General features: G+C 68.4%; 27 protein-coding genes. 7 read left to right on the top strand and 20 right to left on the bottom strand.

The window, feature by feature from the left end:
- Positions 1–108 precede the first annotated feature (108 nt).
- From rpsO to J2W22_RS04650, 13 genes are all read right to left on the bottom strand, one after another.
- Complete coding sequence (gene rpsO, locus J2W22_RS04710) at positions 109–378, bottom strand: 30S ribosomal protein S15 (RefSeq protein ID WP_116839282.1); 270 nt, start codon at positions 376–378, stop codon at positions 109–111.
- 20 nt (positions 379–398) lie between these two features.
- A complete protein-coding gene (truB, locus tag J2W22_RS04705) occupies positions 399–1,409 on the bottom strand; it encodes a tRNA pseudouridine(55) synthase TruB (protein ID WP_307117102.1) in 1,011 nt (336 codons plus the stop codon).
- 39 nt (positions 1,410–1,448) lie between these two features.
- Positions 1,449–1,856 carry a DUF6491 family protein gene (locus J2W22_RS04700; RefSeq protein ID WP_307117101.1) on the bottom strand — a complete coding sequence of 136 codons (408 nt, stop codon included), beginning with the start codon at positions 1,854–1,856 and terminating at the stop codon, positions 1,449–1,451.
- A gap of 69 nt (positions 1,857–1,925) precedes the next feature.
- Positions 1,926–2,501, bottom strand: a complete 576-nt coding sequence (locus J2W22_RS04695; protein ID WP_307117100.1) for a thymidine kinase — start codon at positions 2,499–2,501, stop codon at positions 1,926–1,928.
- Positions 2,502–2,519: 18 nt separating this feature from the next.
- Positions 2,520–3,203 (bottom strand): hypothetical protein, encoded by a 684-nt coding sequence (locus J2W22_RS04690; RefSeq protein ID WP_307117099.1) that lies wholly within the window; start codon positions 3,201–3,203, stop codon positions 2,520–2,522.
- A gap of 30 nt (positions 3,204–3,233) precedes the next feature.
- A complete protein-coding gene (gene rbfA, locus J2W22_RS04685) occupies positions 3,234–3,635 on the bottom strand; it encodes a 30S ribosome-binding factor RbfA (protein WP_307117098.1) in 402 nt (133 codons plus the stop codon).
- The gene (locus J2W22_RS04680; RefSeq protein WP_307117988.1) at positions 3,632–4,057 is read right to left on the bottom strand and encodes a PaaI family thioesterase; all 426 of its coding nucleotides are present in this window, start codon (positions 4,055–4,057) and stop codon (positions 3,632–3,634) included. Before J2W22_RS04680 ends, rbfA begins: the two co-directional genes overlap by 4 nt.
- Positions 4,058–4,184: 127 nt before the next feature.
- Positions 4,185–6,932 carry a translation initiation factor IF-2 gene (infB, locus tag J2W22_RS04675; protein WP_307117097.1) on the bottom strand — a complete coding sequence of 916 codons (2,748 nt, stop codon included), beginning with the start codon at positions 6,930–6,932 and terminating at the stop codon, positions 4,185–4,187.
- A 7-nt stretch (positions 6,933–6,939) separates the two neighbouring features.
- Positions 6,940–7,686, bottom strand: coding sequence for a DUF448 domain-containing protein (locus J2W22_RS04670; protein WP_307117096.1), 747 nt, complete (start codon positions 7,684–7,686; stop codon positions 6,940–6,942).
- Positions 7,667–7,894, bottom strand: a complete 228-nt coding sequence (locus J2W22_RS04665) for a tautomerase family protein (protein WP_307117095.1) — start codon at positions 7,892–7,894, stop codon at positions 7,667–7,669. Before J2W22_RS04665 ends, J2W22_RS04670 begins: the two co-directional genes overlap by 20 nt.
- The gene (gene nusA / locus J2W22_RS04660; RefSeq protein WP_307117094.1) at positions 7,894–9,510 is read right to left on the bottom strand and encodes a transcription termination factor NusA; all 1,617 of its coding nucleotides are present in this window, start codon (positions 9,508–9,510) and stop codon (positions 7,894–7,896) included. The genes J2W22_RS04665 and nusA overlap by 1 nt, the downstream gene beginning before the upstream one ends.
- Positions 9,510–10,058 (bottom strand): ribosome maturation protein RimP, encoded by a 549-nt coding sequence (rimP, locus tag J2W22_RS04655; protein ID WP_307117093.1) that lies wholly within the window; start codon positions 10,056–10,058, stop codon positions 9,510–9,512. The genes nusA and rimP overlap by 1 nt, the downstream gene beginning before the upstream one ends.
- A gap of 290 nt (positions 10,059–10,348) precedes the next feature.
- Positions 10,349–12,229 carry an alpha/beta hydrolase family protein gene (locus tag J2W22_RS04650; RefSeq protein WP_307117092.1) on the bottom strand — a complete coding sequence of 627 codons (1,881 nt, stop codon included), beginning with the start codon at positions 12,227–12,229 and terminating at the stop codon, positions 10,349–10,351.
- Positions 12,230–12,464: 235 nt separating this feature from the next.
- On the opposite strand from J2W22_RS04650, the gene J2W22_RS04645 reads away from it, so the two are divergent.
- The gene (locus J2W22_RS04645) at positions 12,465–13,700 is read left to right on the top strand and encodes a PQQ-dependent sugar dehydrogenase (protein ID WP_307117091.1); all 1,236 of its coding nucleotides are present in this window, start codon (positions 12,465–12,467) and stop codon (positions 13,698–13,700) included.
- 255 nt (positions 13,701–13,955) lie between these two features.
- Here J2W22_RS04645 and J2W22_RS04640 read toward each other — a convergent pair whose 3' ends face one another.
- Positions 13,956–14,330, bottom strand: coding sequence for a PaaI family thioesterase (locus J2W22_RS04640; RefSeq protein WP_307117090.1), 375 nt, complete (start codon positions 14,328–14,330; stop codon positions 13,956–13,958).
- Positions 14,327–14,767 (bottom strand): PaaI family thioesterase, encoded by a 441-nt coding sequence (locus J2W22_RS04635; RefSeq protein WP_307117089.1) that lies wholly within the window; start codon positions 14,765–14,767, stop codon positions 14,327–14,329. The genes J2W22_RS04640 and J2W22_RS04635 overlap by 4 nt, the downstream gene beginning before the upstream one ends.
- A gap of 124 nt (positions 14,768–14,891) precedes the next feature.
- On the opposite strand from J2W22_RS04635, the gene J2W22_RS04630 reads away from it, so the two are divergent.
- The 5 genes from J2W22_RS04630 to J2W22_RS04610 are packed head-to-tail and all read left to right on the top strand — an operon-like array spanning position 14,892 to position 18,335.
- A complete protein-coding gene (locus J2W22_RS04630) occupies positions 14,892–15,053 on the top strand; it encodes a hypothetical protein (RefSeq protein ID WP_307117088.1) in 162 nt (53 codons plus the stop codon).
- Positions 15,050–16,003 (top strand): hypothetical protein, encoded by a 954-nt coding sequence (locus J2W22_RS04625; RefSeq protein WP_307117087.1) that lies wholly within the window; start codon positions 15,050–15,052, stop codon positions 16,001–16,003. Before J2W22_RS04630 ends, J2W22_RS04625 begins: the two co-directional genes overlap by 4 nt.
- On the top strand, positions 15,991–16,869 hold the full coding sequence (locus J2W22_RS04620; protein WP_307117086.1) for a transposase: 879 nt from the start codon (positions 15,991–15,993) through the stop codon (positions 16,867–16,869). Before J2W22_RS04625 ends, J2W22_RS04620 begins: the two co-directional genes overlap by 13 nt.
- 49 nt (positions 16,870–16,918) lie before the next feature.
- On the top strand, positions 16,919–17,521 hold the full coding sequence (locus tag J2W22_RS04615; protein ID WP_307117085.1) for a winged helix-turn-helix domain-containing protein: 603 nt from the start codon (positions 16,919–16,921) through the stop codon (positions 17,519–17,521).
- A 37-nt stretch (positions 17,522–17,558) separates the two neighbouring features.
- Complete coding sequence (locus J2W22_RS04610) at positions 17,559–18,335, top strand: crotonase/enoyl-CoA hydratase family protein (protein ID WP_307117084.1); 777 nt, start codon at positions 17,559–17,561, stop codon at positions 18,333–18,335.
- On the opposite strand, the gene J2W22_RS04605 is transcribed toward J2W22_RS04610, so the two are convergent.
- Positions 18,325–18,690, bottom strand: a complete 366-nt coding sequence (locus tag J2W22_RS04605; protein WP_307117083.1) for a DUF427 domain-containing protein — start codon at positions 18,688–18,690, stop codon at positions 18,325–18,327. The two genes, J2W22_RS04610 and J2W22_RS04605, sit on opposite strands and share 11 nt — an antisense overlap.
- Before the next feature lie 100 nt (positions 18,691–18,790).
- Here J2W22_RS04605 and J2W22_RS04600 point away from each other — a divergent pair, with 100 nt between their 5' ends.
- Positions 18,791–19,984 (top strand): acetyl-CoA C-acyltransferase, encoded by a 1,194-nt coding sequence (locus J2W22_RS04600; protein WP_307117082.1) that lies wholly within the window; start codon positions 18,791–18,793, stop codon positions 19,982–19,984.
- Between the two features lie 425 nt (positions 19,985–20,409).
- Here the strand turns inward: J2W22_RS04600 and J2W22_RS04595 are convergent, their stop codons facing one another.
- From J2W22_RS04595 to J2W22_RS04580, 4 genes are read right to left on the bottom strand one after another with little or no spacing between them, the layout of a single operon-like run.
- On the bottom strand, positions 20,410–20,946 hold the full coding sequence (locus J2W22_RS04595) for an SRPBCC family protein (RefSeq protein WP_307117081.1): 537 nt from the start codon (positions 20,944–20,946) through the stop codon (positions 20,410–20,412).
- Positions 20,939–21,385 carry an SRPBCC family protein gene (locus J2W22_RS04590; protein WP_307117080.1) on the bottom strand — a complete coding sequence of 149 codons (447 nt, stop codon included), beginning with the start codon at positions 21,383–21,385 and terminating at the stop codon, positions 20,939–20,941. The genes J2W22_RS04595 and J2W22_RS04590 overlap by 8 nt, the downstream gene beginning before the upstream one ends.
- Complete coding sequence (locus J2W22_RS04585) at positions 21,382–21,777, bottom strand: VOC family protein (protein WP_307117079.1); 396 nt, start codon at positions 21,775–21,777, stop codon at positions 21,382–21,384. Before J2W22_RS04585 ends, J2W22_RS04590 begins: the two co-directional genes overlap by 4 nt.
- Positions 21,774–22,109 carry an ArsR/SmtB family transcription factor gene (locus J2W22_RS04580; protein ID WP_307117078.1) on the bottom strand — a complete coding sequence of 112 codons (336 nt, stop codon included), beginning with the start codon at positions 22,107–22,109 and terminating at the stop codon, positions 21,774–21,776. The genes J2W22_RS04585 and J2W22_RS04580 overlap by 4 nt, the downstream gene beginning before the upstream one ends.
- Between the last annotated feature and the right edge of the window lie 36 nt (positions 22,110–22,145).

The following is a 22,145-nucleotide window of genomic DNA, read 5'->3' as shown; positions in this document are numbered from 1 at the left end:
GGGACTGGCCGGATTGCCGATCCCCCGTCTGCTCCGCTGCGTGGGAGCCTGACGCCGGCACTAGCCTGCCGGGATGACAAAAAGGCGACCCGAAGGCCGCCTTTCCGGTTACTTGCGAAGACCGAGCTTCGCGATGAGGTCGGTGTAGCGACCCTCGTCCTTCTTCTTCAGATAGTCGAGGAGGCTACGGCGCTTGTTGACCAGCATGAGCAGGCCGCGACGCGAATGGTTGTCCTTGGCGTGCGTCTTGAAGTGCTCGGTCAGGTTGGCGATGCGCTCCGAGAGGATCGCGATCTGCACTTCCGGGCTGCCGGTGTCGGTGCCGCCGCGGGCGTGTTCCTTGATCAGCGCTTCCTTGCGCTCTGCAGTGATCGACATGGTCTTTCCTTCGACATCGCTTAAAGATTGAAGCCGCGGACGACCCGGATTTGACCGGATAGAGCCTCCACCAGCGCGATCGGGGTGTCCCCCAGGCACGCGAAATATTGGCCGTCTTCCTTGGCAATCCCGGCCAGAACCTGCCCCTGTCGGAGCAGCCCTGCCTGGTCGGGGGTGAGGGATAGAGCCGGGATGTCGTCCAGCCCCGCCCTCAGTGGCAGGAGAAGTTGTTCAAGGGAGCGGCCCTTAGCGGCTTCGTCCAGTTTGTCCAGCGAAATCGCGGAATCCAGGGTGAAGGGACCGGCCTTCACCCGGCGCAGCATCGTGACATGGCCGACGCTGCCGAGCGCCAGCGCGATGTCGCGCGCGAGGGAGCGGATATAGGTGCCCTTGGAGACATGGGCGCGAAGGGTGACCGCATCCAATTCCTCCCCGAGCTCGCTCGGGGAGGGGGACCGCGCCGCTTCAGCGGCGTGGTGGAGGGGCGGTGCGTCAGCACCGGCTGTACCAGCCCCTCCACCATCGGCTTCGCCGATGGTCCCCCTCCCCGAGACAAGCTCGGGGAGGAATTGAAGGGAATGGATCGTGACCGCGCGGCTCGCCAGCGTCACCTCTTCCCCGGCCCGGGCGAGGTCATAGGCGCGCTCGCCATCGACCTTGAGCGCCGAATAGGCGGGCGGCACCTGCTCGATCGGTCCGGTGAAGCGCGGCAGCACCGCCTCCAGCTGGGCAAGCGTGGGGCGCACCTCCGAGGTGGCGACCACCTTGCCCTCGAGATCGAGCGTATCGGTCTGCGTCCCGAAGGCGATCGTGAAATCATACACCTTGTCGCTGTCGAGCATCCGCCCCGCCAGCTTGGTCGCCTCGCCCAGCGCGATCGGCAGCACGCCCGTGGCCAGCGGGTCGAGCGTGCCGCCATGACCGACCTTGAACTTGCCGTACTTGCCGTCGCGCAGCGCGCGCTTGACCGCGCTCACGCCTTGCGTCGAGCCCAGGCCCAGGGGTTTGTCGAGGATGATCCAGCCGTGCATCCGCGGCGCCCTAGCGGAGCCGCGGGCACAGGGCCAGCATCAGGCGGCCGGCTTGGCCTTCTTCGCCTTTTTCGGCTTCACCGGCGGCGGGCCGCTATGGACGATGTTGGCGATCTGGCAGCGCTCGCGCCCGGCGAAGATCGTGTCGCCGCGATCGATCTGCGCGGCACCCGGAAAAGTCTTGAAGCCGACGCCGATCGACCAGGGCAGGTTGTCGCAGCGGCCGAAGAACGAGACATAATACCAGTTGCGCCGGGAATCCTGGACATAGACGCCGTCGCCATAGCCGGTGGGCTCGAAGGTGCGGATGTCGCTCTGGGTGAAGAACGGGATCGTCGCCTGCTCGCCCGACTTGGGGCCGGGCGTCGGCCCCGCTTGCTGCGCCGAGGCAGCGGTGGCGAGGAATAGCGCGGGCAGCGCGCAGGCGAGGATAGTCTTGCGGAACATGGTTCATCTCCTTCCGGAGACCGATGTGGGGCACTCCCTTGCCGCCTTGTATAATACTTGCGGCTGTACTCAGGCTGTACGCTGCATGAAATGCCGGCGGCACAAGGCGACATAGCGCTCGTTCCCGCCGACTTCGCGCTGCTCGCCCTGGCGCACGGCATTGCCCTCGCCATCGACGCGCAGGTTCATGATCGCCTTGCGCCCGCATTCGCAGACCGACTTGATCTCGACCAGCGAGTCGGCGAGCGCGAGCAGCTCGGCCGAGCCGGGAAACAGCGCGCCCTGGAAATCGGTACGCAGGCCGTAGCAGAGTACCGGGATGCCCACTTCGTCCGCCAGATGGGCGAGCTGACGGACCTGGCTCGCGGAAAGGAACTGCGCCTCGTCGACCAGGATGCAGGCGAGCGGCGACTTGTAATGCTCGTCCTCGGCGATGCGGCGCAGGTCGGTCGCTTCCTCGAAGGGCGTCGCGACCGCGCTGATGCCGAGCCGCGAATCGATCACGCCCTTGCCGCCGCGGTCATGGATGCCGGCGGTGAACAGCAAGGTGCGCATGCCGCGCTCGCGATAGTTGAAATCGGCCTGCAGCAACGTGGTCGATTTGCCCGCGTTCATCGAGGCATAGTAGAAATAGAGCTTGGCCATGGCCGCTTCTTCCGAGGGTCAGCGCCGCGAGTAAAGCCCCCCGCGCGGTTCGCGCAGGCCGGTATCGCTGCGCTCCACCTGAATCGAGCGCGCTTCCACCCTTCCGGTCCGTACATCGCCGATCATCCAGAGCGGTTGCCAGCTGCCGGGCCTTCTCGCGTACTCCGCGCTGCATGCATCGGCGCGGCTGATCGTCACCAGCACGATCGCGCCGCCGCCCCGCGTCCAGCGGGTGCCACTGGGCAGAATCATGTCCGGACGCAGGCAGGGATAGCGCCGCGACGCGATCTTTACCGCAGACCGAACCAGCGCGGGGCGCTCGATCGGCTTGCCGTCCGCGATCTCGAAGATGCGCAGCACGTCCATGAACGAGCCGACATGGTGATTGACGAAGAACCAACGCGAATTGGGCGCCCAATGGACGGTGAACGGCATGTCGTCGCTGAGGCTGGGCAAGGTGGCGACCAGCCGGTTATTCGCGTCACGCAGTTCGATCGGCGGCTGCCGATCCCGATAGGCGCGCTGGACCACGGCGAAGCGCCCGTCCGGCGAGCGGGCCCGGCCGGGACAGGTCGCAACGAACTGATAACCCGCCCTGCCCTGCCCGCCGAGCTTGCAGGCAGTCTGGAGCGCGCCGACCTGGGCATGCGCCGGCAGCACCCAGAAGGCACAAGTGAGGAGGCAGAGGATCAGCACGCGCATGATGCGATCATGCGCCGCCTGGCGACGGAATCAATCCTCGTCGGTATCACCCAGGTCGCGCGCCACTTCCGGCGAGCGGAGCAGCTTGTCGATATGGCTGCCCTCGTCGAAGCTCTCGTCCGCCAGGAACTTGAGCTTGGCGGCATATTTCATCTTCACCCGGGCGGCGACTTCGCGCTGGAGATAGGCGGTGTTGGTGCGCAGCGCCTTGATCACCACTTCCTCGTCCTTGCCGAGCAGCGGCTTCACGAAGACGGTGGCGTGGCGCAGGTCGGGCGACATGCGCACTTCGGTGATCGACACCAGGTGCTTGGCCAGCACATCGTCATGCACTTCGCCGCGCTGCAGGATCTCGCTCAGGATGTGGCGCACCTGCTCGCCGACGCGCAGCACGCGGACGGAGCGTTCCTCGGTGGTGGTCGTGGTCTTCATTTCTCACCCCGGCGCGCCATCGCGCCCTGCATCACGCGGCCCGTGAAGGTGCCGCGGGCGACCATGTTGCCGCCTTCGTCGAACAATTCCGCCTCGGTGACGGCGATCGTCTTGCCCAGGCTCACCACCCTGCCCCTGCCGGTGAAGCGCCCGGGCAATGCCGGCTTCAGGCAGACGACATGGAAGTCGATCGTCGGCGCATATACCGTGCCTTCGCTCGCCGCGAACAGGCAGGGCCCCTGCGTATCGTCGAGCATCGCCGCCAGGAACCCGCCCTGCACCGTGCCGGCGGGATTGAGGAAGCGATCGTCGAGTTGGAAGCCGATCTCGATCGTCCGCGCTTCCGCGTCGAACCCCTTCATCTCCCAACCGAGCAGCCGGGCCGAGGAAGGCGACGGGAAATCGTCGAAGATCGAGTGCATCACGGCGTCCATCCTCGCAGCACGAGGCCGATGCCGTCAGCCACCCACGCCAGGGTATCCCGCCACCAGCTCCGCCGGCGCGGTGCCGGAGGCGATGACTTGCGTCGTCTCCCCCGGCTTACCGGCATTAGAGGGTGCGCTCGCGCATCTCGACTTCGAAGGTTTCGAGATAGTCGCCCGCCTTGATGTCGGTGAAGTTCTGGCTGAACGTCACACCGCACTCCAGGCCGGCGCGCACTTCGGCGACGTCGTCCTTGAAGCGGCGCAGCGAGGCGATCTCGCCCTGGTAGATGATGACATCGTCCCGGGTGATGCGCGCCTTGAGCGCCTTGCGGATCGCGCCTTCGGTGACCAGCAGACCGGCGGCCTTGCCGTGCTTGCCCGCCGAGAAGACTTCCTTGATCTCGGCGCGGCCGACGACGGTTTCGAACGCTTCCGGACCGAGCTGGCCGGCCATGCCGGCACGGATCTCGTCGGTCAGGTCGTAGATCACGTCATAATATTTGAACGCGACCTTGTTGCGCTCGGCGATCTCGCGCGCCTTGGCGTTCGGACGCACGTTGAAGCCGATGATCGGGGCACCGGCGGCGCCGGCGAGCGACACGTCGCTCTCGGTGATGCCGCCCACGCCCGAATGGAGCACGCGCGCCTTGATGTCGTCGGTGCTGATCTTGTTGATCGCCGCGACGATCGCCTCGACCGTACCCTGGGTATCCGCCTTGACGACCAGCGGATATTCCATCGCCTGCTTTTCCTTGAGCGCCGAGAACATGCTCTCGAGGCTGGCCGGTGCGTTGGTCGTGCGCTTCTGGAGCGCGACGCCCTGGCGATATTCGGCGACTTCGCGGGCACGCGCCTCGTTCTCGACGACCTGCAGCGGATCGCCCGCCATCGGCACGCCCGAGAGGCCCAGCACTTCGACCGGAGTCGAGGGGCCGGCTTCCTTGACCTGCTGGCCCTTGTCGTTGACCAGCGCGCGGACCTTGCCGCTCTCGGCACCGACGACGAACACGTCGCCGACCTTGAGGGTGCCGCGGTTGACCAGGATCGTCGCGACCGGGCCGCGGCCCTTGTCGAGCTTCGCCTCGATCACCGTGCCCTCGGCCTCGCGGTCCGGATTGGCCTTGAGTTCGAGCAGTTCGGCCTGGAGCTGGATCTTCTCGATCAGCGTGTCGAGACCGATCTTCTTGAGCGCCGAGACTTCGACGTCCTGGGTCTCGCCGCCCATCTCCTCGACAATCACCTCATGCTCGAGCAGACGCTCGCGCACGCGCTGCGGATTGGCGCTGTCGAGGTCGACCTTGTTGATCGCCACGATCATCGGCACGCCGGCCGCCTTGGTGTGGTTGATCGCCTCGATCGTCTGCGGCATCAGGCCGTCATTCGCGGCGACCACCAGCACGACGATGTCGGTGATGTCGGCACCGCGAGCGCGCATCTGGGTGAACGCCTCGTGGCCCGGCGTGTCGAGGAAGGTGACCTTCGACTTGTCCTTCAGCGTGACCTGATAGGCGCCGATATGCTGGGTGATGCCGCCGGCCTCGCCCTTCACCACATCGGTGCCGCGCAGGGCATCGAGCAGCGAGGTCTTGCCGTGGTCGACGTGACCCATGATCGTCACCACCGGCGCGCGCGGCTGCAGCGTGTCCTCGGCATCGGCCTCGGCCACGTCCAGGTCGATATCGCTCTCGCTGACGCGCTGCAGGTTGTGGCCGAACTCGGTCACCAGCAGCTCGGCGGTGTCCTGGTCGATCGTCTGGTTGACGGTGACCGGCATGCCCATCTTGAAGAGGGCCTTCACCAGGTCGGCGCCCTTCTCGGCCATGCGGTTGGCGAGCTCCTGCACGGTGATCGCCTCGGGGACGACCACGTCGCGGACCTGCTTCTCGCGCGGCGCCGACGAGCCGCCATAGGAACGACGATGCTCCTTCTCGCGGGCACGCTTGAGGGCTGCCAGCGAACGCGCGCGGGCGCCGTCCTCGCCGCCCAGCGCGCGGTTGACGGTGAGCTTGCCCGACTGGCGGCGATCGTCGCCCTTGCGGTCACGCTGCTGCGGACGCGCGGGCTCGGGGCCGCGGCGCACCGGCGCACCGCCCGTGGGGGCGGGACGCGCTGCGGGCGCACCGGCACCGGCCGGACGCGCGGCCTGGGTCGGAGCGGGGGCCGCGGCGGCCTCCGGCTTCGGCTCGGGCTTGGGCTGCGGCTTGGGGATCTCGGGACGCTGGACCGGGGTGAACAGGCGCGGCGCCGGGCGGCTCGGATCGAGCTGCAGCGCGACCGGCGCCGGCGGCGGGGCCGGAGTCGGCGCGGGGGCCGGAGCCGGAGCGGGGGCCGGAGCCGGAGCGGGCTTGGGCGCAGGCGCCGGAGCGGCAGCCTCAACCTTGGGCGCTTCGGGAGCCGGTGCGGGCGCAGGGGTCGGCTCGGGCGCCGGCGGAGCCTTGGCGGCCTCCGCCTCGGCGCGGGCCTTCTCCTCGACGCGGCGCGCTTCGGCCTCGGCGGCCTCGGCACGCTCGCGCTCCTCGCGGCGGCGCGCTTCCTCGAGCGCGTTCATGCGCTGCTCGTCAGCCTCGCGCAGCAGGCGTGCCTGGCGCTCCTGCGCCGACTCGTTCGAGACGGGCGGGCGCGGGGCAGGGGCCGGCGTCGGCGCGGGAGCCGCGACGGGTGCAGGTGCGGAGACCTGGGGTTCGGGCGCGGGCGCTTCCGCCGGACCTTCGCCCGGCTTGCGGAAGACGCGCGCCTTCTTGGTCTCGACGATGACCGTATTCGAGCGGCCATGGCTGAAGCTCTGCTTCACCTTGCCCGTCTCGACCGTGCGCTTGATCCCCAGCGGCGCGCGCATGCCCAGTTTCGGCTTTTCGTTGTCGGTGTCGCTCATGCGCTGCCTAAAGTCCTTCAGTCTGTCGTTCGTCGTCAGACGCTTCCGACGGAAGCGCCGATGCGCCTTGCGAAAGGGTTTCGCAAGGGCGTGGATTGGAATCGGGTCCGATAAAGTGCAGCCACCGATCGAGCGCTTCGCGCGTTCGGGCGGCTGCTTTGGCGTCGGTCAGGCCGGCATGTACCACATTTTCGCGGCCTAGCGCCAAGGACAATATGGTGCGCGGGATCGGCAATGTTAAGCCCTTGCGCCCGCTTCCTTCTTCATCGAGGCCGACGCGCCATGCCTGAGCCAGCTTGCGCGCCCCGTCCTCGCCCGCGTCGCTCGCATGGAGCAGCAGGTGGAGTCGGCCGCTGCGCCCGGCTTCCTGGATGCGGTCGCCGCCGATCGCGACATTGCCCGCCTTGAACTCCAGGCCCAGCCGGTCGAGCGTCGCGCGCTGCAACTGCTCGGCGATGCGCGCGCCCAGATCCTCGGGAATGCGGATGTCGCCGGTCTTGAAGGCGCGGCTGAGCGCGCCCTTGAGCTTGCCACCGCTCGCCTCCAGCTCGGCGCGGGTCACGCCGATCCAGGCGCCGCGGCCCGGGGCCTTGGCACGGACATCGGGCAGCACCTCGCCATCCGGCGAAAGCGCGAGACGGATCAACCCGTCACGCACCTCGCGGTCGCCCGAGAGGATGCAGCGGCGGACGGGACCGTCCACCGCTTGCTTCTTCGCCTTTACCGAAGCGGTATCATTGCGAGGGTTCCGCATGCGCGTCTCCCTTCGCCGGCGCGTCGCGGTCCGCGATCAGCTGACCGCCCGCACCGTAATTCTCGAGGGAAAGCTCGGTGATGTTGACCTGAACCGCAGCCGCCGGCTTGCCCAGGCGCGCGACCATCGAGGCCGTGACATCGGCGACGATGCCAGCCTTCTGCTCGCGGGTGGCCGGGCCGGCCAGGCGGATGTCGATGAATGGCATCAGGCTTCGTCCTCCCCGGCCGTGACGGCCTCGGCGGCGGGCTCTTCGTCCGCGAACCAGTGGGCGCGGGCGGCCATGATGATCTCGTTGCCCTGCTCGTCGCTCAGGCCGTACTCGGCGAGGATCCCGCCCTTGTCCTGCTCGCGCTTCGGCGCGTCCTCGTTGCGGCGGCGCGGCTCGGCGCGCTTCTTCTGCACCAGCTCGTCGGTCGCCAGGTCGGCGAGGTCGTCGAGCGTCCTGATGCCCGCCTTGCCGAGCGTGACCAGCATCGCCTCGGTCAGGTACGGCATGGTGGCGAGGTCGTCCTCGACGCCCAGCTCGCGGCGGGCGGTACGGTTGGCTTCCTCGCGGCGCTCCAGCGCTTCCTGCGCACGGCTCTGCAGCTCCTGGCCGAGCTCCTCGTCGAAACCTTCGATCCCGGCGATCTCGTCGAGCTCGACATAGGCGACTTCCTCGAGGCTCGAAAAGCCTTCGGCGACCAGCAGCTGGGCCAGCGTCTCGTCGACGTCGAGCTCGTTCTGGAACATCTCGCTGTTCGCGACGAACTCGGCCTGGCGCTTCTCGCTGGCGTCGGTCTCGGTGAGGATGTCGATCGCCTTGGCGGTCAGCTGCGAGGCCAGGCGCACATTCTGGCCGCGGCGGCCGATGGCGAGGCTGAGCTGATCGTCGGGAACGACGACTTCGATGCGATCCTCTTCCTCGTCGATCACGACGCGGCTGACATTGGCCGGCTGCAGCGCGTTGACGACGAAGGTCGCGGTGTCGGGCGACCAGGGGATGATGTCGATCTTCTCGCCCTGCATCTCCTGCACGACGGCCTGGACGCGCGAGCCCTTCATGCCGACGCAGGCGCCGACCGGGTCGATCGAGCTGTCATGCGAGATGACGCCGATCTTGGCGCGCGAACCCGGATCGCGGGCGGCGGCCTTGATCTCGATGATGCCGTCGTAGATCTCGGGCACTTCCTGCGCGAACAGCTTCTTCATGAACTCGGGGTGCGCGCGGCTCAGGAAGATCTGCGGACCCCGGTTCTCGCGGCGGACGTTAAGGATGATCGAGCGGACACGGTCGCCGACGCGAACCACTTCGCGCGGGATCTGCTGGTCGCGACGGATCACGCCCTCGGCGCGGCCCAGATCGACCACGACGTGACCGAACTCGACGCGCTTCACCACACCGGTGATGATCTCGTTCACCCGGTCCTTGAACTCTTCATGCTGGCGCTCGCGCTCGGCGTCGCGGACCTTCTGGAAGATGATCTGCTTCGAGGCCTGGGCCTGGATGCGGCCGAACTCGATCGGGGGCAGCGGATCGACGATATAGTCGCCGATCACGGCGCCCTTCTGCAGCTTCTGCGCCTGGTTGACGTCGACCTGCTTGAAATAGTCGTCGACCGCCTCGACCACCTCGACGACGCGCCACAGGCGCAGGTCGCCGGTGTTCGGGTCGAGCTTGGCGCGGATGTCGTTCTCGACGCCGTAGCGGTTCTTCGCGGCGCGCTGGATCGCGTCTTCCATCGCCTCGATGACGATGGCCTTGTCGATCAGCTTCTCCTTCGCGACCGAATCGGCGATGGCGAGCAGCTCGGCCTTGTTGGCGGAAATGGCAGTGGCCATCAGTCGTTTTCCTCTGCTTCGTATTCTTCGGCGCCCTCTGCGGAGAGCGGCACGGTTGCGGCAATGAGCTTGTCGGTCATCAGCAGCTTGGCGTCGGCGATGGCGCCGAACGGAACGCTGACGACCTTGTACTTGCGGACGTCGATCGAGATCAGCTCGCCCTCGGCGCCGATCAGGTCGCCGGTGAGCTGCTTGCGCCCGTCCTCGAGCGGCTCGACCAGGTTGAGGCGCGCCTCATGGCCCTTCCAGTCCTCGAAATCCTGCGCGCGGGTCAGCGGCCGGTCGATGCCGGGCGAGCTGACCTCGAGGCGATAGGCATGGTCGAACGGGTCCTTGCCCGCCTCTTCCAGCGCATCGAACACGTCCGAGATGCGGCGCGACAGGTCGGCGCAATCATCGATGGTCAGCTGCCGCGTGTCCGGGCGCTCGGCCATCACCTGCAGCGTCGGATCGCTGGTGCCGCCGAACATCTTCACGCGCACCAGCGCGAGCCCGAGCGCTGCGGCTTCGGGTTCGATCAGCTTGGTGAGGTCGGCAATATTCGCCACGCGGGACTCCGGATATGGTCAAGCAGCTTCAGCGCCGGAGCCCTGCGGGCCCCGACCTCGGCATGTTTGACGATGTCGAGAAAGCACGTGCGATATACGCACTTGGCTGCGCTGCGGCAAGAGCAATCGGATTCGGGGGATGCAGCCCGCCCCGCTCCCCTCGTCACCCCGGCCTTGTGCCGGGGTCCACCGGGAGGCGCGCGCCAGACAAGAGGCTCCCGCCGTATTGCGTGAGGCATAGTGGACCCCGGCACAAGGCCGGGGTGACGGGATATAGAATCTACACCCGCTCACCCCGGATTATGCGCATCCAGGAACTTCCCCACCCGCGCCAGGAAGTCCGCCTCGTTCGCCGGATCGCGCATCGTGTGGTCCTCGCCGGCATATTCGACGAACTCGTGCGCCTTGCCCAGCCGGGTCAGCGCATCGTGCATCCGCTCGGACTGGTCGACCGGCACGGTCTGGTCGGCAGTGCCGTGCGCGATCAGGATCGGCATGGTCAGCCCGGCGGCATAGGTCACCGGCGACAGCGATTCGAGCGAGGGCGCGCGACCCTGGATACGGTTCCGCCAGGCGCGGAAGGCGCGTTCCTCGAAGGTCTTGTGGTCATAGTCGAGCTGCGCGCGCACGTCCGAGATCCCGGCATAGCTGATCGCGCAGCGATAGATGCCCTTGTCGCGCGCCGCCGCCCACATCGCCGCATAGCCGCCGTAGGAGGCGCCCATGATGCACACCCGCTTCGGATCGATCGCGCCGCGACCGGCCAGCCAGGCGACGCCGTCATCGGCATCGTCCTGCATGCCCCGGCCCCATTGGCCATCGCCCCGCTCGGTCATCTTCCGCCCGAATCCGGTCGAGCCGCGATAATTGGGCTGGAGCACCGCATAGCCCTTGCCGGCGAGATACTGGACCCAGGGATCATAGTCCCAGCCGTCCCGCGCGAAGGGCCCGCCATGCGGCATCACGATCAGCGGCAGGTCGCGTGCTTCCCGGCCGGCCGGCAGGGTCAGATAGCCCTGGATGGTCAGCCCGTCGCGCGCGGCATAGGCGATGCTGGTCACCGCCGCGAGCGGCTTGCCCTCCAGCGCCGGGTTGATCGCCGCGATCCGCCGGGCCTGGCCGTGCTCGAACAGATAATAGGTGCCGGGATCGCTCGCCGTGGCACTGTAGACCAGCAGCCGCGCACGGTCGTCGCTCGCCGAGACGATGCGGTTGGTGCGGCCGGGCAGCACCGCGTCGATCGCCGCCTGGCGGCTGCGCGCGGTGCCGTCGAACCACAGCATCCGGTCGCGGTCGTCAGTATAGGCGACGCCGGCGGGCTTGCCGTCCGGCCCCAGCTCGAACCCGTCGAGATCGGCCTTGTCATTCTCATAGACCAAAGCGCCGAGCCGGCTGCGGCGGAAATCATAGCCATAGAGCGCGATGCGCCCCGACGGCGCCTCGGCCAGCGCATAGCCCTGGTCGCTGCCCTGCACCGGTGCGAACTGGGCGATGTCGGGATCGGCAGCCCCCTCGCCCCGGCTGAACCGGTCGCCTTCGCCGCGGCGATAGACCAGGAAGGAACGGTCGCCCTTCTCGCCCATGCCAGCGCGAACCACCCCGGCACCGTCGACCACCCAGTCGCGGACATGCGGCTGTGCGGCAACCGCGAGCGTGCGCAGGCCGGTGGCGAGATCGACGCGCCACACCGCGGGCGTGTCGTGGCGGCGGTCCTGCGCCTTGAGCAGCAGGAAGCCGGCCTTGCGATCGATATGGAGCAGTTCCTCGCCGATCTCCGCGGGGCGGGCCTGGCCGAGCTGCACGACCTGGCCGTTGCCGGATTCGATCTCGACCAGCCGGGTCATCGGCGCGCCCTCGTCGCGGCGGAGGCTGGCAAGCAGCCGGCCCGGGCCGCGCCAGACATACCATTCGAGCCGCTCGCCCCGCGGCAAGGCCAGCGGATGCGGCGTCGCGTCGGGACGGGCGAGGTCGAACAGGGCGAGCTGGCCGCGCGGTGCGATCCGCGCCGCGATGCCGCTGCCGTCGGGCGAGAGCTGGGGATCCTCGATCGCCGGCGGCGCGAGCAGCTCCGCGGCGGTCGGTGCGCGCGGCTCGGGATCGGCCCGAACCGGTGAAGAAAATACGAGGATGCCCGCCAATGCGGCGGCGCCTGCCCAGGGAAGATAAGCCAACAAAACCCCCACCCGATTCCGTTGCCGAGGATGGGGAAAGAACGAAAGTTGCGCAATACCGTAGATTTGCGCAACTTATTGAAACGGCAGCGTTATGATCCGGCGACGTATCGAAACGCTTGCGATCCGGTCCCGCTTGGCAAGCGCGCGTTTCGCCCGCACAAGGCTTTCGGGTCCCGCGGAGCCGCAGTGTCGCCTGCGCGTTGGCACCCGCGAAACCAAGAGGGTCCTGCCGATGCACTCGCATATCCGCCTGGCGCTGCCCGCGCTCGCACTGCTCGCCGCCTGCAATGCCGGTTCCGGCGCCTCGGCCCAGCAACAGCCGGCCACCCCGGCGGACAGCACGCCGCCCTTCACCCTCACCCAGGTCGCCGATTTCGACACGCCCTGGGCGCTGGCCTTCCTCCCCGATGGCCGCATGCTGGTGACCGAGAAGGCAGGCAAGATCCTGCTCGTCTCGGCAGACGGCAAGTCGCAACAGCCGATCGCCAACATCGATGTCGCGTTCCAGGGCCAGGGCGGCCTGCTCGACGTGATCCCCGCGCCCGACTTCGCGAAGAGCCATCTGGTCTATTACACCTATGCCGAACCGCGCCCGAACGGGTCGAGCCTGGCGATGGCCCGCGCCACCTTCATCGATGGCGCCGCGCCCGCGCTCACCAATCCGCAGGTGCTGTGGCGTGCCGGATCGGACGGCAAGGGCGGCCAGTTCGGCGCGATCATCGCCTTCGCGCCCGACGGCAAGTCGCTGTTCCTCACTTCGGGCGAGCGCCAGCGCTTCACTCCGGCGCAGGACCCCAACCAGGCGCTCGGCAAGATCCTGCACCTGACGCTCGACGGCAAGCCGGCACCGGGCAATCCCTGGGCAGGCAAGACCGGCACGCCGACCGTGACCGTCACCGATCCGCCCAGGAACACCGAGATCGCCAAGACCGCGCCGGGCCGCACCGAGACGGTGGAAGGCACCAACCTCGTGCCGTCGGAGACCTGGAGCCTCGGCCATCGCAATCCCTATGGCCTGGTGTTCGACGCCGGCGGCCGACTCTGGGAGAATGAGATGGGCCCCAAGGGCGGCGACGAGGTCAATTTGATCGTCAAGGGCCGCAACTATGGCTGGCCCAATGTCTCGAACGGCGACAATTACGACGACACACCGATCCCCGATCACGCTCCGGGCGACGGCTATGAGGCGCCCAAGGTCTTCTGGAACCCGTCGATCTCGCCGGGCGGCATGGCCTATTATTCGGGCAGCCTGTTCCCGAAATGGAGGGGTTCTCTGCTGATCGGCGCGCTGTCGGGCCGCGGGCTGATCCGCGTCGCGCTCGATGGCGACAAGGCAAGCAAGGCCGAGCAATGGGACCTCAACATGCGCATCCGCGATGTCGTCCAGGGCCCGGACGGCGCAGTGTGGCTGCTCGAGGATGCCGGCAAGACCAACGGCCGGCTGTTCAAGCTCACGCCGAAGCAGTGAGCTCCGCTGTTCCCCGGCGAAGGCCGGGGCCCAGGGTTTCTCTGCCGACTCGCTCGTGATCCTGGGCCCCGGCTTTCGCCGGGGGACTGCAGCACTTTGTGCCCTGTAGGAACAATAGGATCAATCACGCGCAAGGATATTGCGCGATGCGCGGCACTCCCACGAAGCGGGCCAGCTCAGGCGCCGCGAAGCCCGCTTCGGGCGTGGACTTCGTGTACTTTGACGAGCCGCAGCCGCCTGCGATGTAGGAAGCGCCTAGCGCAGGATCAGATAGTTCATCCGCGCCGCGGCGATCGGCCGATCGGGCTCGTCCTGCCAGGCCACCGCCTCGACATTGGCGACGCGGGTGCCGAGCCGGGTGACGATGCCCCGGGCGCGGGTCGGCTTGTCGCGGCCGCCGCGCATGTAATCGACGGTCAGGTTGATCGGCTTGACCTGGGTCTCGTCGGTGCCGAGCGCCTGCCACAGCGCGCCGACCGCCGCCATCTCGAGCAGCCCGCCGATCGCGCCGCCGTGCAGGAAGCCGGGCCGGCCGAGCACGTCGGGGCCGAAGGGCATCACCAGCACCGGGGCGTCGTCGCCCGGCTCGACGGTGAGGCCGAGCAGCCTGGCATAGGGGGGCAGGATCATCGATAGCCCTCCGTAGCCATGAAGGTGCCGGCGACATGGGCAATCGGGTCGTCGGGATCGCCGTCATGCGCCTGGCCGCGCACGAACGCGATCGAGCGGGTCAGCCGGTAGCATTCGCCCCGGCCGATCACCGTGCGGCCCGGTGTGGCGGGGCGCAGATAGTCGATGCGCAGGTCGAGCGTCGCCTGGGGCACGAAGGCGCCGGCGCGCAGCCAGACCGAGACCGCGGTGGCCATGTCCATCAGCGCGAGGATCGGCCCGGAAGCGAGCACGCCGGAGGCCGGATCGCCGATCAAATCCTCGCGATAGGGCAGCTCGAGCTCGGCCCAGTCGGGCCCGTGCGTGCGATAGCCGACGCCCAGCCGCGTGCCGTGGCTGGCATAGCGCAGGCCGAAGAAAAGCTGCGGGTCGAAGCTGGAAGGGGCCGGCTGGCTCATGGTCCGGCCCTAGCGCGGCGGCGGAAAGCACGCAAATGGGGGCAATTACATCGTTGTAAGATGCACCATTTCCGCCGCCGACCCTAGCCTCCCCCCGTCGGGACCTTTGGAGAAGGGGGAAGCAATGGGACTGGTACGGATCGACATGGGCGAGATCGCCGAGCTCGGCACCAATGTGGCGATGCACGGCACGCTGCGGGCGGCGATCGGCGATGTCGACGATCTGTTCGAGCTGATCGTCGGGATCGCCATCCTGATCTACGAGATCGCGCCCGACTTCGCATGAGCGGGATCGACACGGAGACACGTGCGGCAATCGTCGCGGCGCGGGTAGCAGCACGCGGCACGATCCTGGGGTGGCGCGCCGGAGAGGCCTATCGCGCCGTCGATGCCGTCTTCGCCGATTGCCCGGCGGACGATGCGGCCGAGGCCATGGTCCGCGCGACGCGGCTGCTCGGCGATCCGGGCTGGGCGACGGCGCTGCTCCAGCCGCTGGTCGAGGCACTCGCCGCGGATCCGCTGTTCGAGCCGCCCTTCCGGACCAGCCGCGACGGCCTGCGCATCGGCGCGGTGCTGTTCGAGTGCCCGGCGGTCGCTCTCTCCGCCTGCGTGACCAGCGCGGCGGCGATGCGGCGGCTGCCGGCACCCGGCGCACTGACCTTCTCGGGCCGACGGGTGGTGACCCGCTATGTCCGCGGCGGTGGGGCGCGGTTGCGGCGCTGGCAGGTGGCGCTGGCGGGACCGGGTTTCCGGGCAGCAGATGCACCGCCTTGCACCGAGCTGGCGTCGCTGCCGCTCGCCGATGGCCAGGTCCATGCGATCGACGGGCGCACCGAGGCACAACTGCTCGCCGATGCGCAAAGCGACGTGGTCACCTTGGTGGCGACGGTCCGCACCGGCGCTGCGCCACTGATGCGCGAGCATGCGGTCGCCGATGGCCGGCTGCTCCGGATCGCGAGCGGCGACGACCGCGCCTCGCGCACCGAGATGCTGCTCGCCTTTCTCCGCCTCGCCGGCCGCGCCGATGCCGGGCCGCGTTTCGACGAGGCGACGCGCGACTCCGCCTTTCACCTGCGCTGGGCGGCGATGCGCGAATGGCTGGCCCTCGATGCGCGCGCCGCCCTGCCCCGGCTCGAGGCGATGGCGGCGAGCGATCCCCACGTTGAAGTGCGGGAGGCCGCGGCGCGGACGCTATCGGTGGTGCGATCGCGGCTGGAGCCCGCATGCCCCGCCTGATCGATCCCGGTACCGGCGGTGCGATCGGTCTCGACGAGCTGGTCGAGACGCTCGACACCTATCCCGTCGATGCGCGCGACGAGGACGCCTTCGCCAGCTGGGGTCCGCTACTCGCCCGGCTGGGCCGCAATCCCGACTTCCTTGCCGAGCTGGCGATCGAGGAGCTCAAGACGCGCTGCGCCGCGCAGCATGAAGGCAATGGCTATGGCGCCCAGGTCTTCCTGCTCCGCCCACCCAACGGCCGCTATGTGCTGCGCGCCAATTTCTGGCTGGCCCGCGCGGATCCGGTCACGCGCGCCAGCGGGCCCGCGGCCTTCTTCTACGACCTGCCGCACGACCATAATTTCCCGTTCCTCACCTATGGCTATCTCGGCCCGGGCTATTGGAGCGACTATTACGAATATGACGTCGCCCCGCTGGTCGGGCTGCCCGGCGAGGAGGCGGGGCTGCGTTTCATCGAGCGCGCCCGGCTCGATCCCGGCAAGCTGATGCTCTACCGGATGCGGCGCGACATCCACGTCCAGCTGCCGCCCGACAGCATGTCGGTGTCGCTCAACATCCTCGGCGCCGATCCCGCCCAGCCCTGGCTCGACCAGTATCGCTTCGACATCGGCCGCGGCACGATCGCCGCGGGGCTCACCGTGACCGCCGCGGAAGCGCTCGTGGCGATCGCCGTGCACACCGGCAACGGCCTCGACCTTGCCGAGCGCTTCGCCCGGCGTCATCCCTGCCCGCGGATGCGGGTGACCGCGCTCGATGCGCTCGCCTCGGCCCAGCCCGACCAGGCCGCGGCACGCTTCGCCCAGGCGGCCGATGATCCCGATCGCTTCGTCGCCGGACATGCCCGGATGCGACTGACTCCATAACGGACATGGTTGCAACCAAAACGGGGATATCGCCGCTAGCCTCGATGTCGTGACCGTTCCCGTCGCCTGTGCCGTCGATCTGCCCGGCCTGGCAGAGGCCGCCTCGGCGCGCGGGCTGGGGCTGGTGCCCTTCGCCCCCGGCGTGAAGGCGGAAGCGGCGCTGCTCGCCGGGCGGGCGGAGCAGGTCTCGTCGATCCGGGCGCATGGATGGCACGGGCCGCTGCTGCTCCTCCTCACCAACACCGAGGACGGCGTGGCGCGTGCGCTCGATGCGGGGGCCGATGACGCTGTTCTCTCGTCCGCAACGCCCGAAGAAGTCGCCGCCCGACTTGCCGCGCGGGTCCGCCGGCGCCCCGAGATCGTGCTCGGCGATCTGCATATCGATCCGGTCGAGCGGCGGGTGACGCGTGCCGGGCGGATCCTGCCGCTGCTCCCCCGCGAATACGCCCTGCTGCTCCACCTGATCCGCCAGGGCGAGCGGCCTGCGGGGCGATCGGAGCTGCTCGCCGCCGTCTGGGGGCTCGGCTATGACCCGGGCACCAATGTCGTCGAAGTCCATGTCTCGCGGCTGCGCGCCAAGCTCGACCGCGGCTTCGGCGCGCCGATGTTGCTGACCGACAAGGGACGCGGCTACCGGCTTTGCGCGGCGTGATTGCGCGCTATTCTGCCGGGAACTTGGGAGAGCAGGCATGGAAGAGCGCGTCACGGTCCAGATCAGCGAAGGCGTGGCCGATGTGCGGCTGGCGCGGCCGGACAAGCTGAACGCGCTCGACCCGGCGATGTTCGCGGGGATCATCGCCGCGATCGCCCGGCTGGAGACGGAAGCGGGGCTTCGCGCGGTGGTGCTGTCGGGCGAAGGGCGGGGCTTCTGCGCCGGGCTCGACATGGCGAGCATGGCATCGGCCGGATCGGGCACCGACCTGATGGCGCGGACGCAGGGGCTCGCCAACGACTTCCAGGCAGTCGCCTGGGGCTGGCGGACGCTGCCGGTGCCAGTGATCGCGGCGATGCACGGCGTGGCGTTCGGGGGCGGGCTGCAGATCGCCAGCGGCGCGGACATCCGCATCGCCGCGCCAGGCACGCGGCTGTCGGTGATGGAGATGAAATGGGGCATCGTGCCCGACATGGCCGGCTATGCGCTGTGGCGCGGCAATGTCCGCGACGATGCGCTGCGCGAGCTGGCCTATACCGCGCGGGAGTTCGGCGCCGAGGAAGGGCAAAGGCTGGGATTCGTGACGAACATCGCGCACGATCCGCTTGCCGAGGCACTGGCCCTGGCCCGGGCGATCGCGGGCCGCAACCCCCAGGCCATCCGCGCCGCCAAGCGGTTGGCCAATCTCGAGGCAGGCGCGGCAGAGACCCTGCTGGCCGAGAGCCGCGAGCAGGCCGCCCTCCTGCGCACCCCCAACCAGATCGAGGCGGTGATGGCCAACATGCAGAAGCGCCCGCCGGTGTTCAGCGACTGATCTCGATCTCCACGCGGTCGGGATAGAAGGCGAGATGGTCGCGGATCGCCGCGACCGCGTCATAGGGCGTCTCGTAGCTCCACACCGCATTCGCGGCGCCATCGGGAATCGAGAAATAGGACGCCTCGCCCTTGTAGGGGCAGTAGCTGGCATGGTCGCTCCGCTCAAGCAGCGCCATGTCGGCATCCGCGCGCGGGATGTAGAAGACCGGCGGGTAGCTTGCCTCGCGCAGCTCCAGCGCCTGCCTGGTATCGGCGATCACCCTGCCGCCCGCGCGGACAACGACATGCGCGCCCGAGGGCGTGACCGTGATCGGATGATCCGGCCCCGGAACCAGTATCTGCCTGCTCGCCATGCGCTACCTCCGGACGCGGATATGGGGCGGCGCGAAGCCATTGCAATCGCCGCCCCGCAGCGCCATACCGCATCCTCTAAAAATGGAGAGGAATGCCGGGATGCGCGAAGCTGTGATCGTCTCGACTGCGCGTACCGGCATCGGCAAGGCGGGTCGCGGCTATTTCAACGACACCGAGGCGCCGGTGCTCGCCGCGCATGTGATGAACGCCGCGGTCGAACGTGCCGGGATCGATCCGGCGCGGATCGACGACGTCTTTTACGGCATGGGCAACCAATGGGGCACGCAGGGCGCGAACATGGCGCGGATGGCACTGTTCGCCGCCGGGCTGCCGCATAGCGTCCCCGCCTTCAGCCTCGACCGGAAGTGTGGATCGGGCCTGACCGCCATCGCCCTGGCCGCCCGATCGATCATGACCGACGAGATCGATGTCGCGCTGGCCGGGGGCATGGAATCGATCAGCCTGACGATGCGGAACGCGCCGCGCTACGTGAACCAGTCGGTGACCGACAGGGTGCCGGCGGCGTACATCCCGATGATCGAGACCGCCGAGATCGTCGCCGAGCGCTATGGCATCAGCCGGGAAGCGCAGGACGCCTTCGCCGCCGCGAGCCAGCAGCGCGCTGCCGCGGGGCTGGCCAACGGCGCCTTTGCCGAGGAGATCGCGCCGATCACCGTGACCAAGGCGCTGTTCGACAAGGAAGGCAGTCGCACCGGCAGCGAGACGGTGACCGTCACCCAGGACGAGGGCATCCGCGCCGGCACCACCCCCGAGGTGCTCGCCGGACTGAAGCCGGTGTGGAAGGATGGCCAGTTCGTCCAGCAAGGCCATCACGTCACCGCCGGCAATGCCAGCCAGCTCTCCGACGGCGCCGCCGCCCAGATCCTGATGGACCGCCGGGCCGCCGAGGCCGAGGGCAAGGAGATCCTGGGCATCTATCGCGGCTTCCAGGTCGCCGGCTGCGAGCCCGACGAGATGGGCATCGGCCCGGTCTTCGCGGTGCCCAAGCTGCTCAAGCGCGCTGGCCTCACGGTCGAGGATATCGGCCTTTGGGAGATCAACGAGGCGTTCGCCAGCCAGTGCCTCTATTGCCGCGACACGCTGGGCATCGATCCCGACCGGTTCAACGTCAATGGCGGCGCCATCGCGATCGGCCACCCGTTCGGGATGAGCGGATCGCGACTGGTGGGCCATGCGCTGATCGAGGGGCGCAAGCGCGGGGTGCGCTATGTCGTGGTATCGATGTGCACCGCGGGGGGCATGGGCGCGGCGGGGCTGTTCGAGATTCCCTGATCGCCTACGCCGCGCGCCGCGGCGACTCGCCAAAGGACACGAAGTACACGCCAAGAGCGGGTTCTCGCGGCGCTTAGGTTGACACACTTCCCGCGAACGCCGCGCATCTCGCAACTTGCTTGCGCGCGACCGATCCTATTGTTCCTACAGGGCAAAGAGCGGCCGGGCCCGGGACCCAGCCTGGAAAGGCAAGCAGGCGGAATCCTACATTGCAACCGTGGTTGGCGGAGAGCTTGGGACGCCCCCTCCCTTTCTCGTCATCCCGGCCCCTTCGGCTGACTGCAAGGCAGGCGCTCAGGGCAGGCTTGTGCCGGGATCCACCATGCCGCGAGGACTGGCCTTTGACCTCTTGTCCATGACTCGCCGCCCGGTGGACCCCGGCACAAGGCCGGGGTGACGGTTTGGGGGGCGGGGTGACCAGAAGGTCAGAGCCCCACCGCCTGTGCCGCGCGCTTCTCGGCTTCCGCGTGCAGGTCCCAGAAATTCTCCACGGGCTCCCCGGCCAGGCGCTTCTGCAGCACCGCGAGATGCGCGCCCCAGCCGCCGCCGAAGTTGCGGGCGTCCTCGGCGCCGCGCAGGCGGCTATGGGTGAGGACGAGGCGGGTACGGTCCGGCGAGAAGGCGAACAGCTCGATCTTCACTTCGCCGGCCTCGCCATCGTCCCAGGTGAAGGCGAGGAAATGCGGCGGCTCGATCTTGAGGATCGTCTCCGACCAGGCCTTGCCCTGGTGCTTGGCATAGCGCTCGGGGTTGGGCACCTCGCCGTCGGACAGGTCCTGGTGGTTGAAGGTCAGGCCGAGCTTGCCGCCTTCGCGCGCCTCGGTCGGGCCGCCCATGAACCAGCGCGCGCGCAGCTCCGGATCGACCAGATATTGCCACACCGTCTCGATCGGCGCGGCCAGGTCGCGCTCGAAGCGGAGCATCTGCGGGGTGATCGTATCGGCAACGAGCGTATCAGCCATCTTGCTTCTCCGTGATGCGGCCCAGGCTTTCGAGGATCATCGTCCAGCCCTTGCGGGTCTGGTCCTCGTAGGCGGCCCAAGCGGGGTCCATTTCATGGGTGAGAGTGAGCGTGCAGCCCCCATGGGTGGGAGCGATGTCGATCGCCACGCGGGTCCATTCCCCGTCCTCTGCTGGATCGGCCGAGAAGAGGAAGACGAGCCGGTGCGGGCGTTCGATTGCCTCGAACCGGATGCGGTGATGCGCATCGCCCGAGGCGCGCCGCTCGACGATCAGCCCGCGCCCGCCGACCTTGGGATCGATCTCGCAGCGGAGCATCTCGCCGTCCGGCGTGGCGAAGAGGAAGCGCGAAGCCTGTGCGGGATCGAGCCAGGCGTCGAACACCCGCTCCGGGCTCGCAGCAAATTCGCGCGTGACGGTGAGGACCACCGGCGCGCTCATGCCAGGTTGACCTGCCACGAGACGCCGAACTTGTCGCTGGCCCAGCCGAAGCGGGTGCTCCAGCCATAGTTGTCGGGCGGCATCAGCACGCCGCCCTCCTCGGACAGCGCGGCGAACAGCCGGTCGAACTCGTCCCGGTCCGCTACGTCGAGGAAGAAAGACCAGCTCGGCGTGAAGTCGAAGCCATGGGTGAGGAAGCTGTCATGCACCATCACCTTCTGCCCGGCGATCACCGCATGGGCGCGGATGATCGTGCCCTCGGGACCCGGGCCGTCGGGGCCGAAGCGCTCGACCGAGTCGATGCGGCTGCCGGGCACGGTCTCGATCCAGAAATCGAGCGCGGCCTGGCCCTTGCCGCCCTGGAACATCAGGAAAGGCGTGGCCTGGGTCATGAACGGGTCTCCTTCTGGTCTGCGGCGATCAGCGCTTCGAGCGCATCGAGGCGGACGGTCCAGAACTTCTCCCACTGCTTCAGCCAGCGTTCGGCCTCGGCGAGCGGATCGGGCTTCAAGGCGCACATATAGCTGCGTCCCACCTTGCGGCGGGCGACCAGGCCCGCACCCTCGAGCACCTTCACATGCTTGGCGGCCCCCGCGAAGGTCATCGCGAAGGGCTCGGCCAGCTCGCCGATCGATTTCTCGCCCAGCGAGAGATGCGCAAGCATTCCGCGCCGGGTCGGGTCGGAAAGGGCGTGAAAGGTGGCGTCGAGTCTATATTCAACCATGTAGTTTAATATCTGCGCAGCGGGCGGGATAGTCAA

The organism is Sphingomonas kyeonggiensis, from assembly GCF_030812785.1.
GTDB classification, from domain to species: domain Bacteria; phylum Pseudomonadota; class Alphaproteobacteria; order Sphingomonadales; family Sphingomonadaceae; genus Sphingomonas; species Sphingomonas kyeonggiensis_B.
The sequence above is the reverse complement of the archived record's forward strand: the minus strand, read 5'-3'. Positions and strand labels throughout refer to the sequence as shown.

Excerpts from the sequence above, each read along its gene's own strand:
- J2W22_RS04690 (WP_307117099.1), bottom strand. The coding sequence starts at position 3,203 with ATGCGCGTGCTGATCCTCTGCCTCCTCACTTGTGCCTTCTGGGTGCTG.
- rpsO (WP_116839282.1), bottom strand. The coding sequence starts at position 378 with ATGTCGATCACTGCAGAGCGCAAGGAAGCGCTGATCAAGGAACACGCC.
- nusA (WP_307117094.1), bottom strand. The coding sequence starts at position 9,510 with ATGGCCACTGCCATTTCCGCCAACAAGGCCGAGCTGCTCGCCATCGCC.
- J2W22_RS04640 (WP_307117090.1), bottom strand. The coding sequence starts at position 14,330 with ATGATCCTGCCCCCCTATGCCAGGCTGCTCGGCCTCACCGTCGAGCCG.
- J2W22_RS04620 (WP_307117086.1), top strand. The coding sequence starts at position 15,991 with ATGCCCCGCCTGATCGATCCCGGTACCGGCGGTGCGATCGGTCTCGAC.
- J2W22_RS04605 (WP_307117083.1), bottom strand. The coding sequence starts at position 18,690 with ATGGCGAGCAGGCAGATACTGGTTCCGGGGCCGGATCATCCGATCACG.
- J2W22_RS04645 (WP_307117091.1), top strand. The coding sequence starts at position 12,465 with ATGCACTCGCATATCCGCCTGGCGCTGCCCGCGCTCGCACTGCTCGCC.
- infB (WP_307117097.1), bottom strand. The coding sequence starts at position 6,932 with ATGAGCGACACCGACAACGAAAAGCCGAAACTGGGCATGCGCGCGCCG.
- J2W22_RS04630 (WP_307117088.1), top strand. The coding sequence starts at position 14,892 with ATGGGACTGGTACGGATCGACATGGGCGAGATCGCCGAGCTCGGCACC.
- J2W22_RS04610 (WP_307117084.1), top strand. The coding sequence starts at position 17,559 with ATGGAAGAGCGCGTCACGGTCCAGATCAGCGAAGGCGTGGCCGATGTG.
- J2W22_RS04665 (WP_307117095.1), bottom strand. The coding sequence starts at position 7,894 with ATGCCATTCATCGACATCCGCCTGGCCGGCCCGGCCACCCGCGAGCAG.
- J2W22_RS04695 (WP_307117100.1), bottom strand. The coding sequence starts at position 2,501 with ATGGCCAAGCTCTATTTCTACTATGCCTCGATGAACGCGGGCAAATCG.
- J2W22_RS04600 (WP_307117082.1), top strand. The coding sequence starts at position 18,791 with ATGCGCGAAGCTGTGATCGTCTCGACTGCGCGTACCGGCATCGGCAAG.
- rbfA (WP_307117098.1), bottom strand. The coding sequence starts at position 3,635 with ATGAAGACCACGACCACCACCGAGGAACGCTCCGTCCGCGTGCTGCGC.
- J2W22_RS04625 (WP_307117087.1), top strand. The coding sequence starts at position 15,050 with ATGAGCGGGATCGACACGGAGACACGTGCGGCAATCGTCGCGGCGCGG.
- J2W22_RS04700 (WP_307117101.1), bottom strand. The coding sequence starts at position 1,856 with ATGTTCCGCAAGACTATCCTCGCCTGCGCGCTGCCCGCGCTATTCCTC.
- J2W22_RS04670 (WP_307117096.1), bottom strand. The coding sequence starts at position 7,686 with ATGCGGAACCCTCGCAATGATACCGCTTCGGTAAAGGCGAAGAAGCAA.
- J2W22_RS04680 (WP_307117988.1), bottom strand. The coding sequence starts at position 4,057 with ATGCACTCGATCTTCGACGATTTCCCGTCGCCTTCCTCGGCCCGGCTG.
- J2W22_RS04635 (WP_307117089.1), bottom strand. The coding sequence starts at position 14,767 with ATGAGCCAGCCGGCCCCTTCCAGCTTCGACCCGCAGCTTTTCTTCGGC.
- J2W22_RS04595 (WP_307117081.1), bottom strand. The coding sequence starts at position 20,946 with ATGGCTGATACGCTCGTTGCCGATACGATCACCCCGCAGATGCTCCGC.
- J2W22_RS04590 (WP_307117080.1), bottom strand. The coding sequence starts at position 21,385 with ATGAGCGCGCCGGTGGTCCTCACCGTCACGCGCGAATTTGCTGCGAGC.
- J2W22_RS04580 (WP_307117078.1), bottom strand. The coding sequence starts at position 22,109 with ATGGTTGAATATAGACTCGACGCCACCTTTCACGCCCTTTCCGACCCG.
- J2W22_RS04585 (WP_307117079.1), bottom strand. The coding sequence starts at position 21,777 with ATGACCCAGGCCACGCCTTTCCTGATGTTCCAGGGCGGCAAGGGCCAG.
- truB (WP_307117102.1), bottom strand. The coding sequence starts at position 1,409 with ATGCACGGCTGGATCATCCTCGACAAACCCCTGGGCCTGGGCTCGACG.